The sequence below is a fragment of the Acinetobacter parvus DSM 16617 = CIP 108168 genome (genome assembly GCF_000368025.1).
In the GTDB taxonomy this organism is placed as follows: Bacteria; Pseudomonadota; Gammaproteobacteria; order Pseudomonadales; family Moraxellaceae; genus Acinetobacter; species Acinetobacter parvus.
The window spans coordinates 1,036,074-1,056,552 of the sequence record NZ_KB849212.1; the positions used below are offsets into that span (position 1 = coordinate 1,036,074).

20 protein-coding genes and 1 tRNA gene are annotated in these 20,479 nt (G+C 44.3%); 8 read left to right on the plus strand and 13 right to left on the minus strand.

All coding sequences use genetic code 11. From position 1 onward, the window contains the following. The first annotated feature begins 87 nt into the window (after window positions 1-87). The 8 genes from F988_RS11520 (at window position 88) to secF (ending at window position 8,005) form a co-directional block, all read left to right on the plus strand. A tRNA-Leu gene (locus F988_RS11520) sits at window positions 88-174 on the plus strand. A 101-nt stretch (window positions 175-275) separates the two neighbouring features. Further along, a complete protein-coding gene (gene queA, locus F988_RS11525) occupies window positions 276-1,313 on the plus strand; it encodes a tRNA preQ1(34) S-adenosylmethionine ribosyltransferase-isomerase QueA (protein WP_004683164.1) in 1,038 nt (345 codons plus the stop codon). A gap of 177 nt (window positions 1,314-1,490) precedes the next feature. Next, window positions 1,491-2,516, plus strand: coding sequence for a hypothetical protein (locus tag F988_RS11530; RefSeq protein WP_004683165.1), 1,026 nt, complete (start codon window positions 1,491-1,493; stop codon window positions 2,514-2,516). 31 nt (window positions 2,517-2,547) lie between these two features. Next, complete coding sequence (locus F988_RS11535) at window positions 2,548-3,117, plus strand: LemA family protein (protein ID WP_004683166.1); 570 nt, start codon at window positions 2,548-2,550, stop codon at window positions 3,115-3,117. Between the two features lie 386 nt (window positions 3,118-3,503). Next, the gene (gene tgt / locus F988_RS11540) at window positions 3,504-4,634 is read left to right on the plus strand and encodes a tRNA guanosine(34) transglycosylase Tgt (protein ID WP_004683168.1); all 1,131 of its coding nucleotides are present in this window, start codon (window positions 3,504-3,506) and stop codon (window positions 4,632-4,634) included. 109 nt (window positions 4,635-4,743) lie between these two features. Further along, window positions 4,744-5,073 (plus strand): preprotein translocase subunit YajC, encoded by a 330-nt coding sequence (gene yajC / locus F988_RS11545; protein ID WP_004675516.1) that lies wholly within the window; start codon window positions 4,744-4,746, stop codon window positions 5,071-5,073. Between the two features lie 51 nt (window positions 5,074-5,124). Beyond that, window positions 5,125-7,026 (plus strand): protein translocase subunit SecD, encoded by a 1,902-nt coding sequence (secD, locus tag F988_RS11550; RefSeq protein ID WP_004683170.1) that lies wholly within the window; start codon window positions 5,125-5,127, stop codon window positions 7,024-7,026. A gap of 10 nt (window positions 7,027-7,036) precedes the next feature. Continuing rightward, on the plus strand, window positions 7,037-8,005 hold the full coding sequence (gene secF, locus F988_RS11555) for a protein translocase subunit SecF (RefSeq protein WP_004683171.1): 969 nt from the start codon (window positions 7,037-7,039) through the stop codon (window positions 8,003-8,005). 53 nt (window positions 8,006-8,058) lie between these two features. On the opposite strand, the gene F988_RS11560 is transcribed toward secF, so the two are convergent. The 13 genes from F988_RS11560 to F988_RS11620 all read right to left on the minus strand — a co-directional run bounded on the left by F988_RS11560 (window position 8,059) and on the right by F988_RS11620 (window position 20,340). Further along, the gene (locus F988_RS11560) at window positions 8,059-8,706 is read right to left on the minus strand and encodes a 4'-phosphopantetheinyl transferase family protein (protein WP_004683172.1); all 648 of its coding nucleotides are present in this window, start codon (window positions 8,704-8,706) and stop codon (window positions 8,059-8,061) included. 65 nt (window positions 8,707-8,771) lie between these two features. Continuing rightward, window positions 8,772-10,181: a ribosome biogenesis GTPase Der gene (gene der, locus F988_RS11565; RefSeq protein WP_004683174.1), complete on the minus strand. Its 1,410-nt coding sequence runs from the start codon at window positions 10,179-10,181 to the stop codon at window positions 8,772-8,774. A 175-nt stretch (window positions 10,182-10,356) separates the two neighbouring features. Next, window positions 10,357-11,499 (minus strand): outer membrane protein assembly factor BamB, encoded by a 1,143-nt coding sequence (gene bamB / locus F988_RS11570; RefSeq protein ID WP_004683176.1) that lies wholly within the window; start codon window positions 11,497-11,499, stop codon window positions 10,357-10,359. Further along, entirely contained in the window at window positions 11,499-12,197 is a 699-nt protein-coding gene (locus F988_RS11575) for a YfgM family protein (protein ID WP_004683177.1), read from the minus strand. Before F988_RS11575 ends, bamB begins: the two co-directional genes overlap by 1 nt. Before the next feature lie 31 nt (window positions 12,198-12,228). Then, on the minus strand, window positions 12,229-13,521 hold the full coding sequence (hisS, locus tag F988_RS11580) for a histidine--tRNA ligase (protein ID WP_004683179.1): 1,293 nt from the start codon (window positions 13,519-13,521) through the stop codon (window positions 12,229-12,231). 7 nt (window positions 13,522-13,528) lie between these two features. Continuing rightward, complete coding sequence (gene ispG, locus F988_RS11585; RefSeq protein ID WP_004683181.1) at window positions 13,529-14,644, minus strand: flavodoxin-dependent (E)-4-hydroxy-3-methylbut-2-enyl-diphosphate synthase; 1,116 nt, start codon at window positions 14,642-14,644, stop codon at window positions 13,529-13,531. Window positions 14,645-14,666: 22 nt separating this feature from the next. Then, the gene (locus F988_RS11590; RefSeq protein WP_004675501.1) at window positions 14,667-15,458 is read right to left on the minus strand and encodes a helix-turn-helix domain-containing protein; all 792 of its coding nucleotides are present in this window, start codon (window positions 15,456-15,458) and stop codon (window positions 14,667-14,669) included. Continuing rightward, a complete protein-coding gene (gene pilW, locus F988_RS11595; RefSeq protein ID WP_004675500.1) occupies window positions 15,449-16,249 on the minus strand; it encodes a type IV pilus biogenesis/stability protein PilW in 801 nt (266 codons plus the stop codon). Before pilW ends, F988_RS11590 begins: the two co-directional genes overlap by 10 nt. Before the next feature lie 17 nt (window positions 16,250-16,266). Then, entirely contained in the window at window positions 16,267-17,502 is a 1,236-nt protein-coding gene (gene rlmN, locus F988_RS11600) for a dual-specificity RNA methyltransferase RlmN (RefSeq protein WP_004683183.1), read from the minus strand. 122 nt (window positions 17,503-17,624) lie between these two features. After that, window positions 17,625-18,056, minus strand: a complete 432-nt coding sequence (gene ndk / locus F988_RS11605) for a nucleoside-diphosphate kinase (RefSeq protein WP_004683185.1) — start codon at window positions 18,054-18,056, stop codon at window positions 17,625-17,627. Window positions 18,057-18,168: 112 nt separating this feature from the next. Then, entirely contained in the window at window positions 18,169-18,369 is a 201-nt protein-coding gene (iscX, locus tag F988_RS11610) for a Fe-S cluster assembly protein IscX (protein ID WP_004652532.1), read from the minus strand. Window positions 18,370-18,474: 105 nt separating this feature from the next. After that, window positions 18,475-19,026: a phosphatase PAP2 family protein gene (locus F988_RS11615; protein ID WP_004675495.1), complete on the minus strand. Its 552-nt coding sequence runs from the start codon at window positions 19,024-19,026 to the stop codon at window positions 18,475-18,477. A 27-nt stretch (window positions 19,027-19,053) separates the two neighbouring features. Next, window positions 19,054-20,340, minus strand: a complete 1,287-nt coding sequence (locus tag F988_RS11620) for a glycosyltransferase family 4 protein (protein ID WP_004683187.1) — start codon at window positions 20,338-20,340, stop codon at window positions 19,054-19,056. Between the last annotated feature and the right edge of the window lie 139 nt (window positions 20,341-20,479).

Genomic DNA, 20,479 nt, shown 5'->3' on the forward strand with positions numbered 1-20,479 from the left:
GCTCTAAAATTCAACAACTGATCATTATGCATGATTGACAACTGCTTTAAACAGGGTATTATACGCAGCACAAAGCATCGCACTCTTCCCGAGGTGGTGAAATTGGTAGACGCGGCGGACTCAAAATCCGCTGTCAGAGATGACGTGTCGGTTCGAGTCCGACCCTCGGGACCAAGATTTCAAAAACCCCAAACTGGCATTAAAAGTTTGGGGTTTTTTATTTTAGGGATAAACCTTGGAAAGATGCTGTTCTGATTCGATATGGAAAAGAAATTATGCAACTCTCTGACTTCTCTTTTGATCTTCCTGATGAACTGATTGCACGTTATCCATTAGAAAGCCGCAGCGCCTCACGCCTACTGCATATCGACCCACAGGGTCATTACCATGACCATGTCTTTACCGATATCCTGAATTTACTGGAAGATGGTGATTTATTGGTGCTAAATGACACCAAGGTCATGAAAGCACGTTTAAAAGGAAAGCGTGCCACAGGCGGTGCCATTGAAGTTCTGGTTGAACGGATGCTAGATACCCACACCGCTCATTGCCACATTAAGTCAAGCAACTCACCCAAGGCTGGTGCAGAGCTATATATTGGTGAAGATGCCATTCCTGTGACGGTACAGGGTCGCCATGAAAACCTGTTTATCGTTGAGTTTGCACAACCAATTTTATCTGTGCTTGATCAATATGGCCAATTGCCAATTCCCCCCTATTTTAACCGTGAAGCTGAAGAAATTGATACCGAACGTTATCAAACGGTATTTCACGACCCTGAAAAAATTGCCAGTGTAGCAGCCCCAACAGCAAGCCTGCATTTCGACCAAGACCTATTGGAAAAATTGGCAGCCAAAGGTGTGCAAAAAACCTTTGTGACCCTGCATGTCGGTGCTGGGACATTTATGCCTGTACGCACCACCGACATCACCAATCATATTATGCACAGTGAATGGTGTGACGTACCACAGGCAACCATTGACCTGATTTTGGAAACCAAGGCGCGTGGCAATAAAGTCATTGCTGTGGGTACAACCGCAACCCGTGCCCTTGAAAGTGCAGCGCAAGCCAATCAAGGTCAGATTGCAGCATGGACAGGTGATACACAAATCTTTATCTATCCAGGTTATCAATTCTGTATCGTGGATCGACTGATCACCAATTTCCATTTACCAGAATCCACCTTGTTGATGCTGGTTTCAGCCTTATCAAATCGAGAAAATATTTTAGCGGCCTATCAACATGCTGTTGAACAGCGCTATCGTTTCTTTAGTTATGGCGATGCGATGCTGGTTGATAAACTAGAAATTTAAAGAATATAAAGATAGGCTAAATCAAGGTTTAGCCTATTGCTTCATAAAAATAAATTGAATGATAGGAAATTTACTTTGGGATAAACAACAATCAGATTCACATGCCACTTCTTGGTTTATGAAAGTTAAAGCATAATTAAACGATCTTAGCCTTATTACAATGAATTGATCCTCTCCATGCCGATCGACACCGTCCAAGAAGCCCTACATATAAGACGCAAAAAAAATGCCCAGGTTTTTCGCAATATTGCCCGACTTTGGGAGATCGGGCAAAAATCACATAACGATCAGGAATTGCTGGATGCGTTGCATCCTTGGCGTGAGGATCATGGTTTACGCTTTTTTAATGTACTGCCTTATCTATTGGCAATTACCAGTATTAGTACACTCATTTTTGGCTATTTTCTTCATCCCCACATTCAGTTTATCTGGAGTTTTCTGGGGGCTTTTTTAACAGGCTTTTTAGCCTATTTACTCTATGAACCCAAAGAACCATTGACACAGGTCATCAATTATCTGGAACAGCGCATGACTGTATTGCGTTATGGTTTACAGTTTCAACAGTTGCCTGCCTACCTGCCCAATCAAGCACAGCCGTTATTGGTGATCAGTAGATTGAAGCAATTTTTCCCATTATTTAATCGTGGCACTGAATCTAACGAAATTACGCAATATGCTTCAACTACATGGCATGATGGCATAACAGAACATCAGGTTCTGCTTTTTCAATACCACTACATCAGTGAAATGCCAATTTTTCAGGAAAACAATGAGAAAAAAATCGTAAAAGAAATTCATAAGGATTTGTGGGGGGCTTTTATCTTTCAGATACCTGCGTTGGGTGTCGCGGTGAGCAATCAGCGTTCACGTTTTTTTGCGCCCTATACCAACTCATGGCAAAGCAGCGATATTTTAATCAACCAGAAACTTAAAATTTTCGGTCTTGACCAGCATCAGCTCGCCAAGGAAGTTGGCCCCAGTATGACCTTAAAATTGCATGATTTTTTTGAACATTTTTCAGGTGATTTAATTTATCATCATGAAGAGCAAATTTTGTGTTACCTCGGCGAACAAAACCTTTTCCAAACCGCCAGTAAACGTAGTGAAATTCATGATATTTCAGCATTACGCGGACATTTACGTACCATGACCATGCCGCAATATCAAAAGTTTCAACAACTGATGCTGAATTTAATTAGCTAGTAATCTGGCGATAACAATAAGAGGAATAGCGATGACAGGTTTACTGATCTTTTTGGGGATTTTTGTGGTACTGATTGTATGGGGCGTTTCCATCCGCAACAATATTGTCCGTTATTTCAATGCCACCAAACGCGCTTGGTCTGAAGTTGCAAATTTTGAACGTCAAAAAGTCAAAACGCTAGAAGCCTTAGAGGTAACGCTGGCCCAATACACCCAGTTTGAAAAATCGACACTAGAAAAAGTCACTGAACTACGTCAACAGATTCTCAATTTAAATGTGAATGACACGGATATTTCCCAGTTACAGCACATTGAAAAAATGAGTAAAGAACTGATCCGTAGCCTCAATGTCGTGGTTGAGAACTACCCTGAACTCAAAGCCGATGCGCTGTATAGCAAGATGATGGATGACATTCAGGAACAAAATGAAAATGTCGGTGCTGCCATTACCATCTTTAACCGTAACGTAGAATTATTTAATAACCAGATCGAGGTGTTCCCCAACAACCTGATCAATACCCTAACCTTATCCAAGAAAACCATTCGCCCGTTTAAGGATAATCTTGCGACAGATAATTTCGACTATAAGCCGAATTTTTAGAATTCCCCTCAGTCCCCCTTTTTCAAAGCAGGATCATCAAGTTCTAATTTTACCCCCTCTAGATCTCCCCCTTATCAGGGGGAGACTTCTCAATAATCCTATAAAGAATTGATTTAAATGGTGTTTCTCCACCTTTTCAAGGGGGAGGCTAGGAGGGGGTTACAGATTGTAGATACCTATGCTTTTTCAAAGGGGGGACTTTTCCACACATCACCAACCAATATTCAGCCACTTCATACAGAAAACTTTTTTATTTTATCCCTCGCTACATTTAGTAGTAGAACTACACGCCATAATCAAGGAAAATAGCCGCTTTTGATCAGCGAACTGTTTTTTCGCCTTGCGCTGCGCTCAAAGCAGTGCTTCGATCTTGCTCAGGATGTGTCATGAAATTTGAAAAATTAGGTCAGTCGGGGCGCGCCCGTCGTGGTCGATTAACGTTAGAGCATGGTGTGGTTGAAACACCTGTGTTTATGCCCGTGGGTACTTACGGTACAGTGAAAGGTATGTTACCTCGTGACATTGAAGAAATTCAGGCACAGATTATTTTGGGAAATACTTTCCATTTATATTTACGTCCTGGCTTGGAAGTGATTAAGGAGCATGGCGGTCTACATCAGTTTATCCAATGGGATAAACCAATTTTGACCGACTCAGGTGGCTTTCAGGTGTTTAGCCTCGGTGCAATGCGTAAAATCAAGGAAGAGGGCGTGACTTTCCGCTCGCCTATCGACGGTTCGAAAGTGTTCCTGTCTCCTGAAATTTCAATGGAGATTCAAAGTGTACTCAATTCAGACATCGTGATGATCTTTGATGAGTGTACACCCTACCCTGCAACCCATGAAGAAGCGCAAAAATCTCTGCAACTGTCTTTGCGTTGGGCAAAACGTTGTAAAACCCACCATCATGATGAACTCAACAATAAAAATGCCTTATTCGGCATTATTCAGGGTGGCATGTACGAAGACCTGCGTGATGAGTCACTCAACGGCCTGTTAGAGGTTGGCTTTGATGGCTATGCAATTGGCGGCCTGTCGGTGGGTGAACCGAAAGAGGAAATGATCAAGGTACTGGATTATTTACCCAACAAAATGCCACAGGATAAACCACGTTATTTGATGGGTGTTGGTAAACCAGAAGACATCGTTGAAGCCGTTCGCCGTGGTGTCGATATGTTCGACTGCGTGATGCCAACTCGTAATGCCCGTAATGGCCATTATTTTGTCACTGATGGTCTGGTCAGAATCCGTAACAGTAAATATCGTCATGATAAAGGACCTTTAGATCCACATTGTGACTGCTACACTTGTAAAAATTTCACCCGTGCCTATTTATATCATTTAGAGAAATGTGGTGAGATGCTGGCCTCCATGCTTGGCACCATCCATAACCTGCGTTACTACCAGCGCCTGACACAGGGCATGCGTGATGCACTGGATAACGGCACATTTGATGACTATGTTCAGGACTTTTATGCGCGTCGTGGACTGGAAGTTCCACCCTGCCCTGAAGACTAATGTGAAGTAAGTGCATCAAGATTTGCGCCTGACCGCAAGACAGGGTACATTGCAAAACGAATTGGAATTTATTGTTAATTTTTTGGCTTTTTAACTTTAGGAAATCGAAATGAGCTTTTTAATTTCTACTGCTCACGCTGCACCAGCGGCTCAGCAAGGTCCTAGCCTGATGGCAAACTTATTGATGATTGCGGTATTTATCGCGATCTTCTATTTCCTGATCTGGAGACCACAGGCGAAACGTGCCAAAGAACATCGTTCTTTGATTGAAAGCCTAGGTGTTGGCAGTGAAATCGTGTTTGCTGGTGGTTTGATGGGGAGAATCACCAAACTTGATGGTGACTTTGCCGTTGTTGAGCTTTCTCGTGGCGTAGAGGTCAAAATCCAGCGTGCCAGTGTCATTTCAGTATTGCCTGAAGGCACTTTAAACAACCTTTAATCATAAGATCGTCGTGCCTCAGCACGACTTTTTCATTTAAGAAGAAAGCGAATGCGTTACCCTGCATGGAAATATTTACTGATCCTTGTGGTACTTGTGATCAGTACGTTATATGCACTTCCTAGTCTGTATCCAGATGAACCTGCTGTCCAGATTTCTGGGGCAAAGGCAGGTACCCAGATTGATCAGAGCATAGTGCAAAAAGCTGAGCAGATTTTAAAAGCTGCCAACATTAGCAGTCACGACAACAGCTTCACCAACAACGCGGCATTATTACGTTTAGACTCCTCAGAGGCCCAGTTAAAGGCCAAGGAAGTGCTGCGCCGTGATTTGGGTGATGACTACGTGGTTGCCCTCAACCTTGCACCAACCACACCAGAATGGTTGCAAAAGATTGGGGCCAAACCGATGAAACTTGGTTTGGACTTGCGTGGTGGTGTACATTTCCTGCTTGAAGTCGACATGGATAAAGCAATTAGTCAGCGTATGGAAACATCTGCAACTGATCTGCGTCGTCAATTTCGTGACAACAAAATCAAGTTTAACAACCTTAATTTAAGCAATAACACCATTACCATCCAATTTGCTAACAACGCAGATCGTGATGCCGCGGCAGATTTCCTGCGCCGTAATAGTAATGAGTTTACCCAGCAGGCGGTTGCAACGGCTACAGGCGCCACCTTAAAACTGAATTACACTGATGCACGCCGTCAGGAAATCCAGTCTTATGCAGTGAATCAGAACCTGACCACCCTACGCAACCGTATTAACGAGTTGGGTGTGGCTGAAGCACTGGTACAGACACAGGGTAACAACCGTATTGTGGTTGAATTGCCAGGCGTACAGGATACTGCCGAGGCAAAACGTGTTCTTGGACGTACCGCAAACCTTGAGTTCCGCTTGGTTGCTGATAGTAATGATCAATATATTGACCCATATACAGGAAAATATAATGGTCAGCCGCTTCCTCCAGGCACGGAAGTATTTGCCTATGAATCACTGGATAGTGGCCGACAGCTTCTGTTAAATCGTAACCGTATTTTGACCGGTGAACGCGTCCAGAACGCAACCTCTGGCTTTAGTCAGGATTCAGGTGGTGCAGAAGTCAACATTACTCTGGACTCCGCTGGTGGCAAGCTCATGGCAGATGCCACCCGTGGTGCTGTGGGTAAACGAATGGCAGTGCTGTTTATTGAAAATAAGCAAAAAATCAGCTATGTCACTGATCCTCAAACAGGGACCCAAACTGAAGTTCGTACTCCATATACCGAGTCTGTGGTGATCAATGCCGCAACCATTCAGGCCGTGTTGGGTTCACAGTTCCGTATCACAGGGCTTGACTCTCCACAGGAAGCGGCTGAACTGGCGTTGATGCTTCGTGCAGGTGCCTTGGCTGCACCAATGTACTTCGTGGAAGAGCGTGTAGTCGGTCCTAGCCTGGGTCAGGAAAATATTGATAAGGGCGTGTTATCTACCCAAATCGGCTTCCTGTTGGTTGCGATCTGGATGATCGTGTTCTTCCGTTTATTCGGTTTGATTGCCAACTTTGCATTGGTGTTCAACCTTGCCATGATTCTTACTGTAATGTCATGGATTGGCGCTTCCCTCACCCTGCCAGGTATTGCAGGTATCGTGATCACCATTGGTATGGCGGTCGATGCCAACGTCCTGATCTGTGAACGGATACGGGAAGAGATGCTGTGGGGTGCATCGCCCAAGCAAGCCATTGTCGCGGGTTATGATCGAGCCTACAACACCATTTTTGACTCGAACCTAACCACTTTTATCGTGGCATTTATTCTGTTTGCAATTGGTACAGGTCCAATCAAGGGCTTCGCTGTGACCTTGATGATCGGTATCATCTGCTCAATGTTTACTGCGATTACCGTGACTCGTGCCATCGTACAGCTCATTTATGGCAAACGCCGTAATTTGAAAAAGTTGAGTATTTAAGGAGATTCACATGACTGATCTGACTCAACAAGACTCAAAACAATACGGTCGTCCAGATAATCTAAAAATCATTCCATTCATGAAGATTGCCAAACCTGCCGCAATCTTCTCGATTTTGCTGACTATTGCCAGCATCTTCTTTATTGTCACCAAAGGTCTGAACCTCGGTCTGGACTTCACTGGTGGTATATCGGCTGAATTGAACTATAAACAGGCGGTTCAGCCTGCTCAGGTAGTTCAGGCACTGGATCGTGCTGGATTCAAGGATGCCGTGGTACAAACTCTGGGCAGTAACACTGACCTGATCGTGCGTATGCCTGTTCAGGAAGACCTTAATGTTGAAGACCTGAACAACACCATCACCAAAGCGGTTCAATTGCCAAACAATGCCGCAGAAGTGCATAAGGTGGATTCTGTCGGCGGTGCAGTGGGTAATGAACTTTATGTACGTTCTGCGGGTGCGGTTGCACTTGCGCTCCTGCTGATGCTGATCTATGTAACCATTCGCTTCGAGATCAAACTGGCAATTGGCGCTGTGCTATCGCTATTCCATGATATTGTGATCATTTTTGGTGCATTTGCGCTGTTCCAATGGCCATTCGATTTAACAGTTCTAGCAGCAGTACTTGCAGTTATTGGTTTCTCGCTCAATGATAATATCGTTGTATCGGATCGTATCCGTGAGAACTTCCGTAAGATTCGTGGTGCAACCCCACGTGAAATCGTGGATATTGCCCTTACTGAAACCTTACGCCGTACGATCCACACCTCGATGACCCTGTTACTCGTAGTGCTTGCCATGATGTTCCTGGGTGGTGATGGTCTGCACTGGTTCTCTGTGGCGATGTTTATCGGTGTATTTGTGGGTACTTACTCATCCATTTATATCGGTACAGCTTTCGCTTTATGGCGTGGCCTGAATCGTCAGGACTTTATTGTCCAGGTTAAACCTGAGTTTGAAGAAGAAGAGATTCCTTAAACTTTCTACTTCTCTTGATTCAAATAAAATGCCAGCATGATCGCTGGCATTTTTTATAGCTGAACCACCTCAATCTGTGGAAACTGAAAACCACGACAGGATTGCTCTGCCCGCCATGCCACTGTCAACACAATCTTCTGATTTAAGATAAAATTCTGATAGGCAAAAGTCCCCAGTAGTGGATGGGAACACATTCCTCCATGACTGGTTGGATGAATCTGGGTATTTAAACTATTCAGGTCCAAACGAATCCCCAAACCCGATGCCTTTAAAATTGCTTCCTTGGTCGTCCAGACCCTAAACCAATATTCTTTATCCTGACTTTCTTGCCATGTTTGATATTCTTCGGGATGAAATGCATGCTGAGCCAAAGCATCAAAGCGAACATGACGATCCAATTCCTCAACATCGACCCCAATGTCTTTAACACGTTCACTCATGGCCAAAGCATAATATTGCTGACTATGTGAATGGTTAAAATGTAGCGAATGAGACGTTAAAAAAGGTTTGCCATGTTCATGCTGAGCAAAAGCCAAATCTGCTATTGAGCAATCCAGCTGATGAGCGAGAAAGTGATTACGCTGAGCTTGAATCTGCTGTTTTTTATAATGATTAAAGCGGCTTAAATCAGCAAAATCTGTTTTCTTCTTTTCAAGTAGTTGAGCCAAGGCCTGAACATAAATCTGGATGATGCGTGCCATAACTGCCCTCATTGCAGATAAAAAAAGCCCAAAGCAGACTTTGGGCTTTTGACATCAAGAAAAACTTAACGCTTGAATTTCTTTTCCGCCTTTTTAAATTTCTGGATATAACGGCGTTTACGTGCAGCAACACGCTCATCCACCTGAGACTTACGCCCTTCAAATGGGTTTTCTGAGGTCTTAAAGTCAATTTTTACGGGTGTGCCCTCAAGTTTATACACTTTACGGAACACATTCTCTAAATAACGACGGTAATCCGCAGGAGTTTTATCCACTTTGTTGCCGTGAATCACAATGGTTGGTGGATTCTGTCCGCCCATATGCGCGTAACGCATTTTAATACGGCGGCCACCAATCGATGGCGGCTGATGCGCTTCAGTCGCATCATTTAATATCTGGGTCAGTTTCGCTGGTGAAACCTTTAGGTTTGAGGATTCATAAGCACGGTGAATGGATGGATAGAGTTCTCCCACTCCAGTTCCATGCAATGCAGAAATCAAGTGAATTTTTGCCCAGGGAATAAAGTCAAAACGGCGCTCAACATCAAGCTTGCATTGCTTGCGGTCATATTCAGTCATGTTGTCCCATTTGTTGATGGCAATGACCATAGCACGCCCTGCTTCAAGTGCATAGCCAATTAAGTGCAGGTCTTGCTCTACAATGCCTTCACGGGCATCAACCACCACGACCACAACATTGGCATCTTTCATGGCCTGAAGGGTCTTAACGATTGAGAATTTCTCAATCATTTCATCCACCTTGCCTTTACGGCGCACACCTGCGGTATCAATCAGGGTATATTGGCGGCCATCACGCTCAAATGGGATATAAATCGAGTCACGGGTTGTTCCTGGCTGGTCAAAAGCCACCACACGCTCTTCACCGAGTAAACGGTTAACCAGCGTTGATTTGCCTACATTGGGACGACCAATAATGGCTAAACGCAGACCTGTGTTTTTATTGTGTTCTTCTGGATTTTCATCTTCTGGGACTTCCGCCAGAACTTCTTCCAGCATTTGCTGCACACCACGGCCATGACTGGCTGCAACCTGTATCGGTTCACCCATACCAAGCTTATAGAACTCAACCAGAGCTGCTTCAGCATGCACGCCATCGACCTTGTTGGCAACGAGATAGACTTTCTTGCCCAAAGTACGCAGTTCACGCGCAATTTGCTCATCTGAAGCCAGTAGGCCTGCACGAGCATCCACAACAAAAATAATCATATCGGCTTCATGAATGGCTGTTTTTGACTGTTCCGCCATATAGGTGTCGATGCCACCTTCATTCTCACCGATACCACCAGTATCGACCACAATGAATGATTTATTCTGGTAAACCGCATCACCGTATTTGCGGTCACGGGTTAAACCAGCGAAGTCAGCAACCAAAGCATCACGACTTTTGGTGATCTGGTTAAATAGCGTTGATTTTCCGACATTTGGACGACCAATGAGCGCAATAACGGGTTTCATAAACTAACCTTAATTCAGACGAGCCATCGTTGATGACATCGTATCAGAAACAGTATGGAAGATTTTGGTGATCAAGTAATCACAATAAAAATTCGGGGCTTTGATAACCAAATACCCCGATAATGTTCTGTCTAGCAATCGCTAATTGATTATTTTAGCACAAGCAGAGCTAAAATTAACGATTCTGCCAAATGCTTAATGCACCTTTCCGCGTAGCAACATAAAGCTGGTTATCAATCACGCGTAGCGACTGTACCTCACCACTGGTTTTGGCACGTCCAATGAGCTTTCCAGAAGCTGGATCAATCAGATGAATGACACCATCCAGATCACCCACCACAAGGTTTTGTCCCAGCATAACAGGATTGCTCAACTGACGATTGAGCAACTCTTCATTTTGCCACGCCAATTCACCTGTACTCAGGCTATAGGCATTCAACTTGCCATCCACCGTAGAAACAAATACCTTATCACCCGATACTTCTGGGCGGTTGGTACTACTGGCATCTTCACTCCACACTACACGTTGTGTAGCCAGATCAGTGACAGTGACCTGTCCCTGGAAGCTGGTGGTGACCAGATACTGACCCGCAACTACAGGATCGCCTACAATGTCAATCAGGCGCTGGATGTCTGAACGCCCCTCACTGATCGCCACACGGCGCTGGAAACGTGGCACACCACTAATCACATCCAGACCATATACATAGGCATTTGCCGAGGCAACCACTATGGTACGGTCATCCAGACGTACAGGTGCAGGCTGACCACGTAGGCTAAACTGGACGTTTGGCAATTTATATGCCCAAACCTGTTGCCCAGATACAGCGTCATGCGCAAAGATGGTTCCATCATTGGCAATGGTAATCACACGGCCAGACTGGATCAATGATGGAGAAAGAATTGCACCAGACAACTGTGTTGTCCACTTTTGTTCACCTGTGGCCTGATCCAAGGCAAATAACTGCCCCTTACGGTTACCCACCACAACAATTCCCTCACCCGCTTCTACACCAGCAGTAAGTTCTTGCTTAGTAACCTTATTTTTCCAAAGACGCTGCTTACCTTTATAAGCAGAAACCTGACCATCAGGATCAATCGCAAAAATCATGCCATTGTCGGTATCCAACTGTAGGCGTAAAGCCTCAGCCGCATTTGTAGATGAAACACTTTGTGAAAATACAAGGTTAAGGCCTTGTTGTTGCTGAATTTTCGGCAATGGATTTGGTTTGGCCTCTTTGACCTTATTACTTGAACATCCAATTAATAAAGCTGAAGCAACTGCAATTGCCAAAGGTAGTTTTAGTTTATTCTGCATTAAGACTCATCCACTTTGGTATCTAAGATCGGGCGCTCAATTTCAGGATCATCTACTAAAACGCCAACGCTTTCGAGTTTAATTTGTAAAAGCTGACGCTCCTGTTTACGCTCAAGCAGGTTATCCCAGGCACTTTGATATGCTTTTCGCGCCGATGCAGTATCTTTCTTTGCAACAAAAATATCACCACGTAACTCTTCTGCAGTTGCTTTAAACGCTGGTTCAGTCACCTTGGATAAGGTTTTCAGCGCCTCATCATATTTCTTTTGTGCTAATTGTGAATCCGCTAAACGTATTTTTACAATTTGCAGCAAACCCGCATCTTTAACTTTTGAGTTTTCAACTTTCTTTAATGCTTTTTCAGCTGCAGCATAGTCTTGTTTATCATAAGCAAGCTTCGCCAAGATAAATTGGGTTTGAATCGCCTGAACCGAGTTAGCATCATCTTTCACAATTTTATCTGCTGCTTCAGATACTGTAGCGAAAGCATTTGGTTGACCTGATGCAGCCTTAGCTTCGTCCATCAATTTTTGCACCTTGGCGGTTCGATTCTGGGCTTCAGCCAGATTTTTCTTTTGCCAATATTCCCATCCGAAAAAGGCAATCAAGGCAATCAGAATCCCGCTAATCATGGCAGAACCATATTTTTTGGCAAACGACTTTAACTGGTCGAGTTGTTCTTCATCACTTACACTCATGTGATTGTCCTTTTCCTAAATATTGTGCAATTTATTGTTTAAATTTTTCGATAAAAAAAGATGTCAGCTCAGTTAAAGCGACCTGCGCCTGCTCACCCGTTGCTAGCTCTTTGATTAAAAGCTGTTGTGATTCCCACTCGCGCTCACCCAAAATCACTGCATAGATTGCACCCGATTGATCAGCCTTTTTCATCTGGCTTTTCATACTGCCTTGTGAACCTGTTTTTAAGCGAATTGAGCTGTTTGCTGCTTCTAACTGATCACGGATTTGCTCTGCTAATACTAAAGCTTTAGCTTGAAATGCAGGCTCAGCCAATAAGAAAACTTCACAATCACGTACTTCCTGAGCTTGTTCAACCTGCTCAAGCAACAACAGTAAACGCTCCATCCCCATTGCAAAGCCAACCGCAGGTACAGATTGATCTGCTTTACCTTTCAGTTGTCCAACCAAACCATCGTAACGACCACCTGCACAAACCGTCCCCTGTGAACCCAGCATGGTGGTTGTCCATTCAAATACAGTTTTGTTGTAGTAGTCCAAGCCACGTACTAACTTCTGGTTAATCACAAACTCAACCCCAGCATCCGTTAAATACTGCTGCAATTGCTGAAAATGCTGGATGGAATCTTCTTTTAGGAAATCATGCAACTTTGGTGCATTTTCTAAAATCTTTTGTGTTGATTCAATTTTAGAGTCTAAAATACGTAATGGATTGGTACTTAAACGGCGTTGTGAATCCTCATCTAATGCATCTTTGTGCTGATTTAAAAACTCAACCAAAGCAGCACGATATTCCGCACGCTCATCCGTCTCACCTAAAGTATTGAGTTCTAGACGAACATTTGCTGCTACACCCATACGTTTCCATAGGCGAGCCGTCATTAAAATGATTTCTGCATCAATATCTGGCGTTGCCACACCAAAAGTTTCAACACCAAATTGATGGAACTGGCGATAGCGACCTTTTTGTGGCTTTTCATAGCGGAACATTGGGCCCACATACCAAACACGCGGTGTTGCGCCACGCAATAAATTATGTTCCAACATCGCACGCACACACCCAGCCGTACCTTCTGGACGCAAAGTCAGCGATTCAGGTGGAGTACCTTTATCAAAAAAGGTATACATTTCCTTTTCAACAATATCAGTTGCATCACCAATGGCACGTTTAAATAAACCTGTCTGCTCTACAATCGGCAACCTGATTTGTTGATAACCATAGGCATCCATCAAAGATGCGAGTTGTTGTTCCAGACTTCTCCATGCCGCGGTTTGCGTTGGAAGAATGTCATTAAAACCCTTGATAGCAACAATTGAACTCATGACCTACTCAAAAACTTGTGCGGATAATTTCTTTGGACTTAGCTTCTTCAAGCTCTTGAACACGTTGACGAACCATTGTTTCAATTTCATCAACCAACTGATTGGTGTCAATTAAATGACTTTTTTCACCATTACGATACACCAGCGAACGAGGTGCAGCACCCACAACACCAATATCCGCCTCTTTGGCTTCCCCAGGTCCATTGACCTTACAGCCAATCACAGAAACATCCATTGGGGTACGAATGTCTTCCAGACGCTCTTCCAAAGCCTGCATCACTTGAATCACATTAAATTCCTGACGTGAGCAGCTTGGGCAGGCGATAAAGTTAATACCATTTGAGCGTAAGCCCAACGATTTTAAAATATCAAAACCGATTTTAATTTCATCCTCAGGTTCAGCCGCGAGCGAAATACGCATAGTATCGCCAATGCCTTCCATCAATAAGCCACCTAAAGCAATCGCAGATTTTACCGTACCCGTACGGTAAATCCCTGCTTCAGTCACACCAAGATGCAGTGGATTATCAATCTGCTGGGACAGCAAACGATAAGCATCCATCGTTAAAAATACATTCGATGCCTTAACGCTGACCTTGAACTCATGGAAATCCAAGCGATCTAAAATATCAATATGACGCATCGCTGACTCAAGTAAGGCCTGCCCTGTCGGCTCACCATATTTCACTTGTAAGTCTTTTTCCAGAGAACCCGCATTTACCCCAATACGAATCGAAATACCATGATGCTTGGCCGCAGCCACGACTTCACGTACTTTCTGATCTGAACCAATATTTCCTGGATTGATCCGTAGACAGTCTGCGCCATAGTCCGCAACCGCTAAAGCAATACGATGATCAAAATGAATATCTGCAACTAAAGGTACTGAAACACGTTTACGAATTGCACCGAATGCTTCTGCCGCTTCCATTGAAGGAACTGAAACGCGCATAATATCTGCACCTGCATCTGCACAGCGCTGGATTTGCGCCACAGTCGCATCCACATCACATGTTTCTGTATTGGTCATACTTTGCACACTAATCGGCGCATCACCACCGACATACACCGAGCCAACACGAATTTTACGTGTAGGGCGGCGTTTAATGGGGTTCACAATCATCGTATAGCTCTACTCTTTGGCGTTAACGAGACAAACGGAAATCTGCTTTTCCATTGACAGTATATGGAGACAAGGAAATCTGTTCCTGATTTAAGGTCAAGGATACAGCGGTTGCATCATCTAAACGAATTTGGAATGGTGATTCACCACTCAAAGTTAATGTAGATGCTTGACGACCTGTAGCCAGCACTTTACCTGTTGCATCAACAATATGCACAGAGGTTGGTCGGCTAAAATTCAATACAAGCTGGTCACCCGTTGTTGCAACACTATTCCCCATTGGAAGAATCTCAACATCCGAGTTGGTGATTTTAGGCACATCCGCCTCATCTTTCTGGCTAGATGTCCAATTTTGTACAGCCATCACTGCCAACCAACCTAAGACTAAAACAGTAGCTAAAATAGCAATACGATTCAACCATTTACGGTTGCGCACACTTTTCGAACCAGCAAGCTTACCCATGGTCTTGATTGGTGAGTTACTCAGGGCATGATTTGCCTTGAGACCCGTGTCATTGACATAGATTTCATCAAAACGCTGGATGATGGCGCTGGCGTCCGCATTCAGGAATTTTGCGTAGGCACGGTAATATCCTTTGATAAACGTCGCCTCAGGCAATGACTTGTAGTCATCCTGCTCCAATGCAGTCAGAGTTTTGACAGGCATGTTCAATACGTTTGCAATCTCTTCAAGTTCTTTCTTTTGTGCAATACGAATTTGACGCAAATACTCACCAGGTCGTTGAATATTTCCCAACGATGACGAAAGTGAGTTTGAGCCAGTTGGCTGATGTGAATTTGGATTTATTTCCATACGGCCTCAGTACTGTACTGTAATTGCAAATAACGTTGATATTCTGGACTATCAGGAAACAAGGCGCGCATCTGGTTGACCAGCACCTGCATTCCCAACTGATCCGCATTGGCTCGAGCAATGCGTATACCAATCCAGAGTGCACGGGCACCCTGATTCTTCTGCCCCACATTACGAACATATTGTTCATAAAGCTGTGATGCATCTCTATTATTCTGCTGCAAATAGAAAATTTCCGCCAACTCTAACATGGAGATGGTGGCATTTCGATTCGCCTGTAGCGCCTGTTTGAATGATTTTTCAGCATTCGCAACATCGCCCAGTTTTAAATAGATCCGCCCCAGATTTTCCAGCGACTGATAACGCTGCTCATAGCCCAGGGTTGCACCCGCACGGGTAAATTGCTCAATGGCATCATTATAACGTTGCAGCTGGTACAAATATGTACCGTAATTATTACGGGCCTGTGCATTATTCGGCTCAGAGGAAATCGCACGCTTGAAATAGGCGTCCGCTTTCTCCATATTGGGTTTACTGCCCTCTTGTTGCAGCAATATGCCCATCATCATGTTGGCTTTTGCATCACGGGAATCGACTTTCAACGCCTGATCAAGGGAGCGTTTGGCTGAATCCAAGTCACCTGTACGAATATATTCTGCGGCGAGCTGTGTACGCACCTGCACCCCTTTTTCAGGGTCTTTTTTCAGTGTGTTTGATTGGCAGGCACCCAGGCCCAAGACAGTAAATACAATAGCACTTGCTATAATCGTTTTTGGTCGAGTTGTATTCAACGCTTTACCCTCAAGTATTATCCTTGTGTGCGCAAAATTTCTTGTTGCTGCGCCACTTTCTTTTTCCACTGTTCGGCACGACGGGTACGGTCAGCCACCTGTCCCACCAATTGACCACAGGCAGCATCAATATCATCGCCACGTGTCTGACGAATCGTACACACAAAACCTGCATCAGACAAAGTTTTTTGGAATGCAATAATACGGTTTCGGCTTGAACGCCCATAAGGCGCATGTGGAAACGGGTTAAATGGAATCAGATTGATTTTACTTGGCAGGTTTTTCAATAGTTTTAATAACTGCTGTGCATGTTCAGGCTGGTCATTAACCCCATCCAGCATCACATACTCAATGGTGACATGACGGCGAGCACTTTCGTTGCCATCTTTTGCCAGATAACGCTGACATGCAGCAATCAGTTGTTGTAATGGGTATTTTTTATTAATTGGCACCAGTTCATTACGCAACTCGTCATTTGGTGCATGCAGTGAAATCGCCAGTGCCACATCTATATCCTGCGCCAACTGGTCAATTTTCGGAACCACACCTGATGTTGACAGCGTCACTCGGCGCTTGGACATGCCATAGGCAAAGTCATCCAGCATCAACTGCATGGAGCTCAGGACAGCATCATAGTTGAGCAATGGCTCACCCATGCCCATCATCACAACATTGGTTACAGTACGTTCACGCTCAGCAACAGGCACATCTTCCATATAGGAATAGTTTGCCATCCAGAGCTGACCGATAATTTCCGCAGGGGTTAAATCACGCTGGAAACCTTGCTTGCCTGTAGAGCAGAATGAGCAATCCAGCGCACAACCAACTTGCGAAGAAATACACAGGGTCTTGCGTGCACCTGTTTTATCTTCAGCAGGAATCAGCACGGTTTCAACCAGGGAACCCTCGCCATCGCCAACACGGAACACCCACTTACGTGTACCGTCTTTGGAATAGTTGCGGTGCACCACTTCAGGTGCCTTGATCTCACAAATCTTTTCCAGTTTTTCACGCAGCTTGCCTGAGATATTGCTCATCTCAGCAAAATCAGTCACGAAATACTGGTGAATCCATTTCATTACCTGACCAGCACGAAACTTCTTTTCGCCCAGGTCTTCAAAGAATTTTTCCAGTTCAGGACGAGACATGCCCAATAGGTTCACTTTTGCAGCAGTAGCTTGAACCACAGGCGTAGCGCAGGACTGTTGTTTTTCATACAGATTTTCTGATGAAACTACGGCTACAGAACTCATGTGAATTTACCTAAAAGATGTCAACGCTAGAAAAGGCTGTGCATTATTTACACAAACCGATCTATAAGAAAATAAAAAACCAGATAAGCAGTATACCACTTATCTGGCCTGAATGCTTTGGATTAACGAGTGCGTGGGCAGATCTCGTTGTCAGCAAAGAAGTAAGCGATTTCACGCTCAGCAGAAGCAACTGAATCAGAACCGTGAGCCGCGTTTTCGTCGATGCTTACAGCAAAGTCAGCACGGATTGTGCCAGCAGCCGCTTCTTTAGGATTTGTAGCACCCAAGATTTCACGGTGAGCAAGAACTGCGTTTTCGCCTTCAAGAACTGAAACAACCACTGGACCAGAAGTCATGAATGCAACGAGGTCAGCAAAGAAACCACGTTCTTTGTGCTCAGCGTAGAAACCTTCAGCATCCGCTTGAGAAAGGTGTTTCATTTTAGTTGCAACAATTTTTAAGCCATTTTTTTCAAAACGGGCAAAAATGTCACCGATGTGGTTTTTTGCAACTGCATCTGGTTTTACGATTGATAAAGTACGTTCAATTGCCATGATTGGCTCCCTAATCTAGGTCTAAACATTAAAAAAATTTGCCGCATTATACCGATGTCAGCACCAATAATCAGCTTGAATCTGTAAAAGTTCGCTAATTTCTGATGAATTTTTATCGAACCTCATCCAGCCATGCCATTTGGATGGCTTCCAGCAAGCCCTCTGTTGACTTGTTTGGGTCATCACTAAAGTCAGGCAAGGCACAGACCCATGCGTGTAAATCGGTAAAACGAATCCATTGTGGATCAACATCTGGATGCGCTTCGGTGAGTTCAATCGCAATATCAATCGTATCTGTCCAACGTAAGCCCATGTGACAACCTGAGTGTAATGAATGTGATTTAGCCTACTTTAACAAATCAGCAGATTTAAGGGATAGTGCTGTTTCGGTAAATTCACCCAAAATTTACTGTTATATTTATAAAAGAATATTAAAGCTCGGTGCCAGCACGATGATTGTACTTGCAACCGATGCCCCAATGATCGCCCCCACAATCACATCACTTGGATAATGTAGCCCAAGAATCATTCGTGACAATGCAACCAGAATCGTAAATGGCAACATCAACAATAATAAGATGGGTTGAATATAGCCCAAGGTCATCGTAACCATCACCGCATGCAGGGTATGGCCTGATGGAAAGCTAAAATGGTCCAGTGGCCGTTCACCTAAAACAATGACTTGATGGACCTGGTAAGGTCTTGGACGTGTGGTTTTGTGTTTGAGGAATTTATAAATTAAGGTGCCTGCTGAACCTGCCACAATCAGGTACAGAATTTGTAGACCGTATGCCAACCCCTGCATGATCCATACGGACAGCAGCATCACATACCAAAAAGGTCCATCTCCCAAACGACTGATGGTTTTAAAAAACAGGGCAACTGCTTGCGTCTGGGAGAGATGATTGAGATATACGCAGCCTTTTAAATCGAGATCGAGCATTTTTATTTTTGCATTTTGAAATTTCATACTTTTTCTCCTCTTGTTGAGAATAGTTTAGGTAGAGGTCATGGGAGACTCCTTCAGCACCTGATAAAGTGCTTGTTCAAGTTGCTGTACAGGAAACTGCCAACTGCTGTGCTGTACGCTTTCACTGGCCAGCAAACCCATTTGCCGCAATTGAGGAAGCGCGGGTAAACGGCAAATGGACTGGATCAAGTCGGTTGTATGACCCAAAGGACTCAACCATCCTGTGATATTGTGTTTGACGTGCTGGTGTGCACAGACGTAGTCATAGGCAATCACGGGCAAACCACTGGCGATTGCCTCCAGCACCACGTTACCAAAGGTATCCGCCTGACTGGCAAAGGTAAAAACATCTGCGCTTGCGTAGGCTGTTGCCAACTCATGCCCACCAAGACTTCCCATAAAGATTACGTCTTTGGATGTGGTCATCTTGCTGAGTCGGATACGGTCAGGCCCATCACCCACAATCACAAACTTGATATTGACACCCTGCTGGACCTGCAAGGCATGGAAGCTTTTAATCAGCACATCAACTTCTTTTTCGGGTGATAAGCGCCCGACATACAGCATCACACGGGTATCAGCATCGACACACCATTGTTGGCGCAGTCGCTGGGAACGATGTTTGGGGGAGAACCGTACCGTATCGACACCACGGCCAACCACAACCAATGGACAAGTCACGCCAAAACCACGCAGTGCCTGTTCGGTATACTGGCTCGGTACACAGGTCACATCGGTACTGTTATGAAACCAGGTTAAGTAACGCTGGATGGGCTTAACCAGAAAGGCTAGGTCAAAGAAGCGGCTAAAATCCTGAAAAGGCGAATGAAAGCCACTAGACACCGCAATCTTCTTTGCTTTGGCTGCCTGTAATGCAGTGAGTCCTAAAGGCCCTTCAGTCACAATATGCACCACATCAGGTGAAAACTTTTCAAAAGCTTTGGTGACCTTTAGATATTGCGGCCAGCCAAATTGCAGGCTTGGATATTTTGGAATCGGTTGGGACAGCACCAGACACTCCTGTTCAGGATGAAATTCCGCACAGGTTTCTTTCTGAACTGGACGAACCAACAGGATTTTATGCCCAAGACGTTGCAAGCCCTGACATAACTGCATCATGGATAAAGCCACACCATTGATTTCTGGTGGCCATGTTTCAGTTACAATTGCGATTCTAAGACGTGGACGAACCAAATCCCGCAGTTCGGATCGTTCATAAGACTGATCTTTTTGCTGCTTCCTTTTAAAATAGAATTTAAAATTTTCAGGAAACTGATCTTGCTTTAATAGAGATGTCGCGTATGTACTCTGCATATCGCCATCCATTTGTGTCGTTATTTTCATGCGTTTAGCTTATAAATATTTTTTGACACTTTAATGATCAGTGTATGACAGTTTATTGACAGCTTTAAAAAACGAAAATGCTGCACTTAAACATCAAGCGGAGCAATAA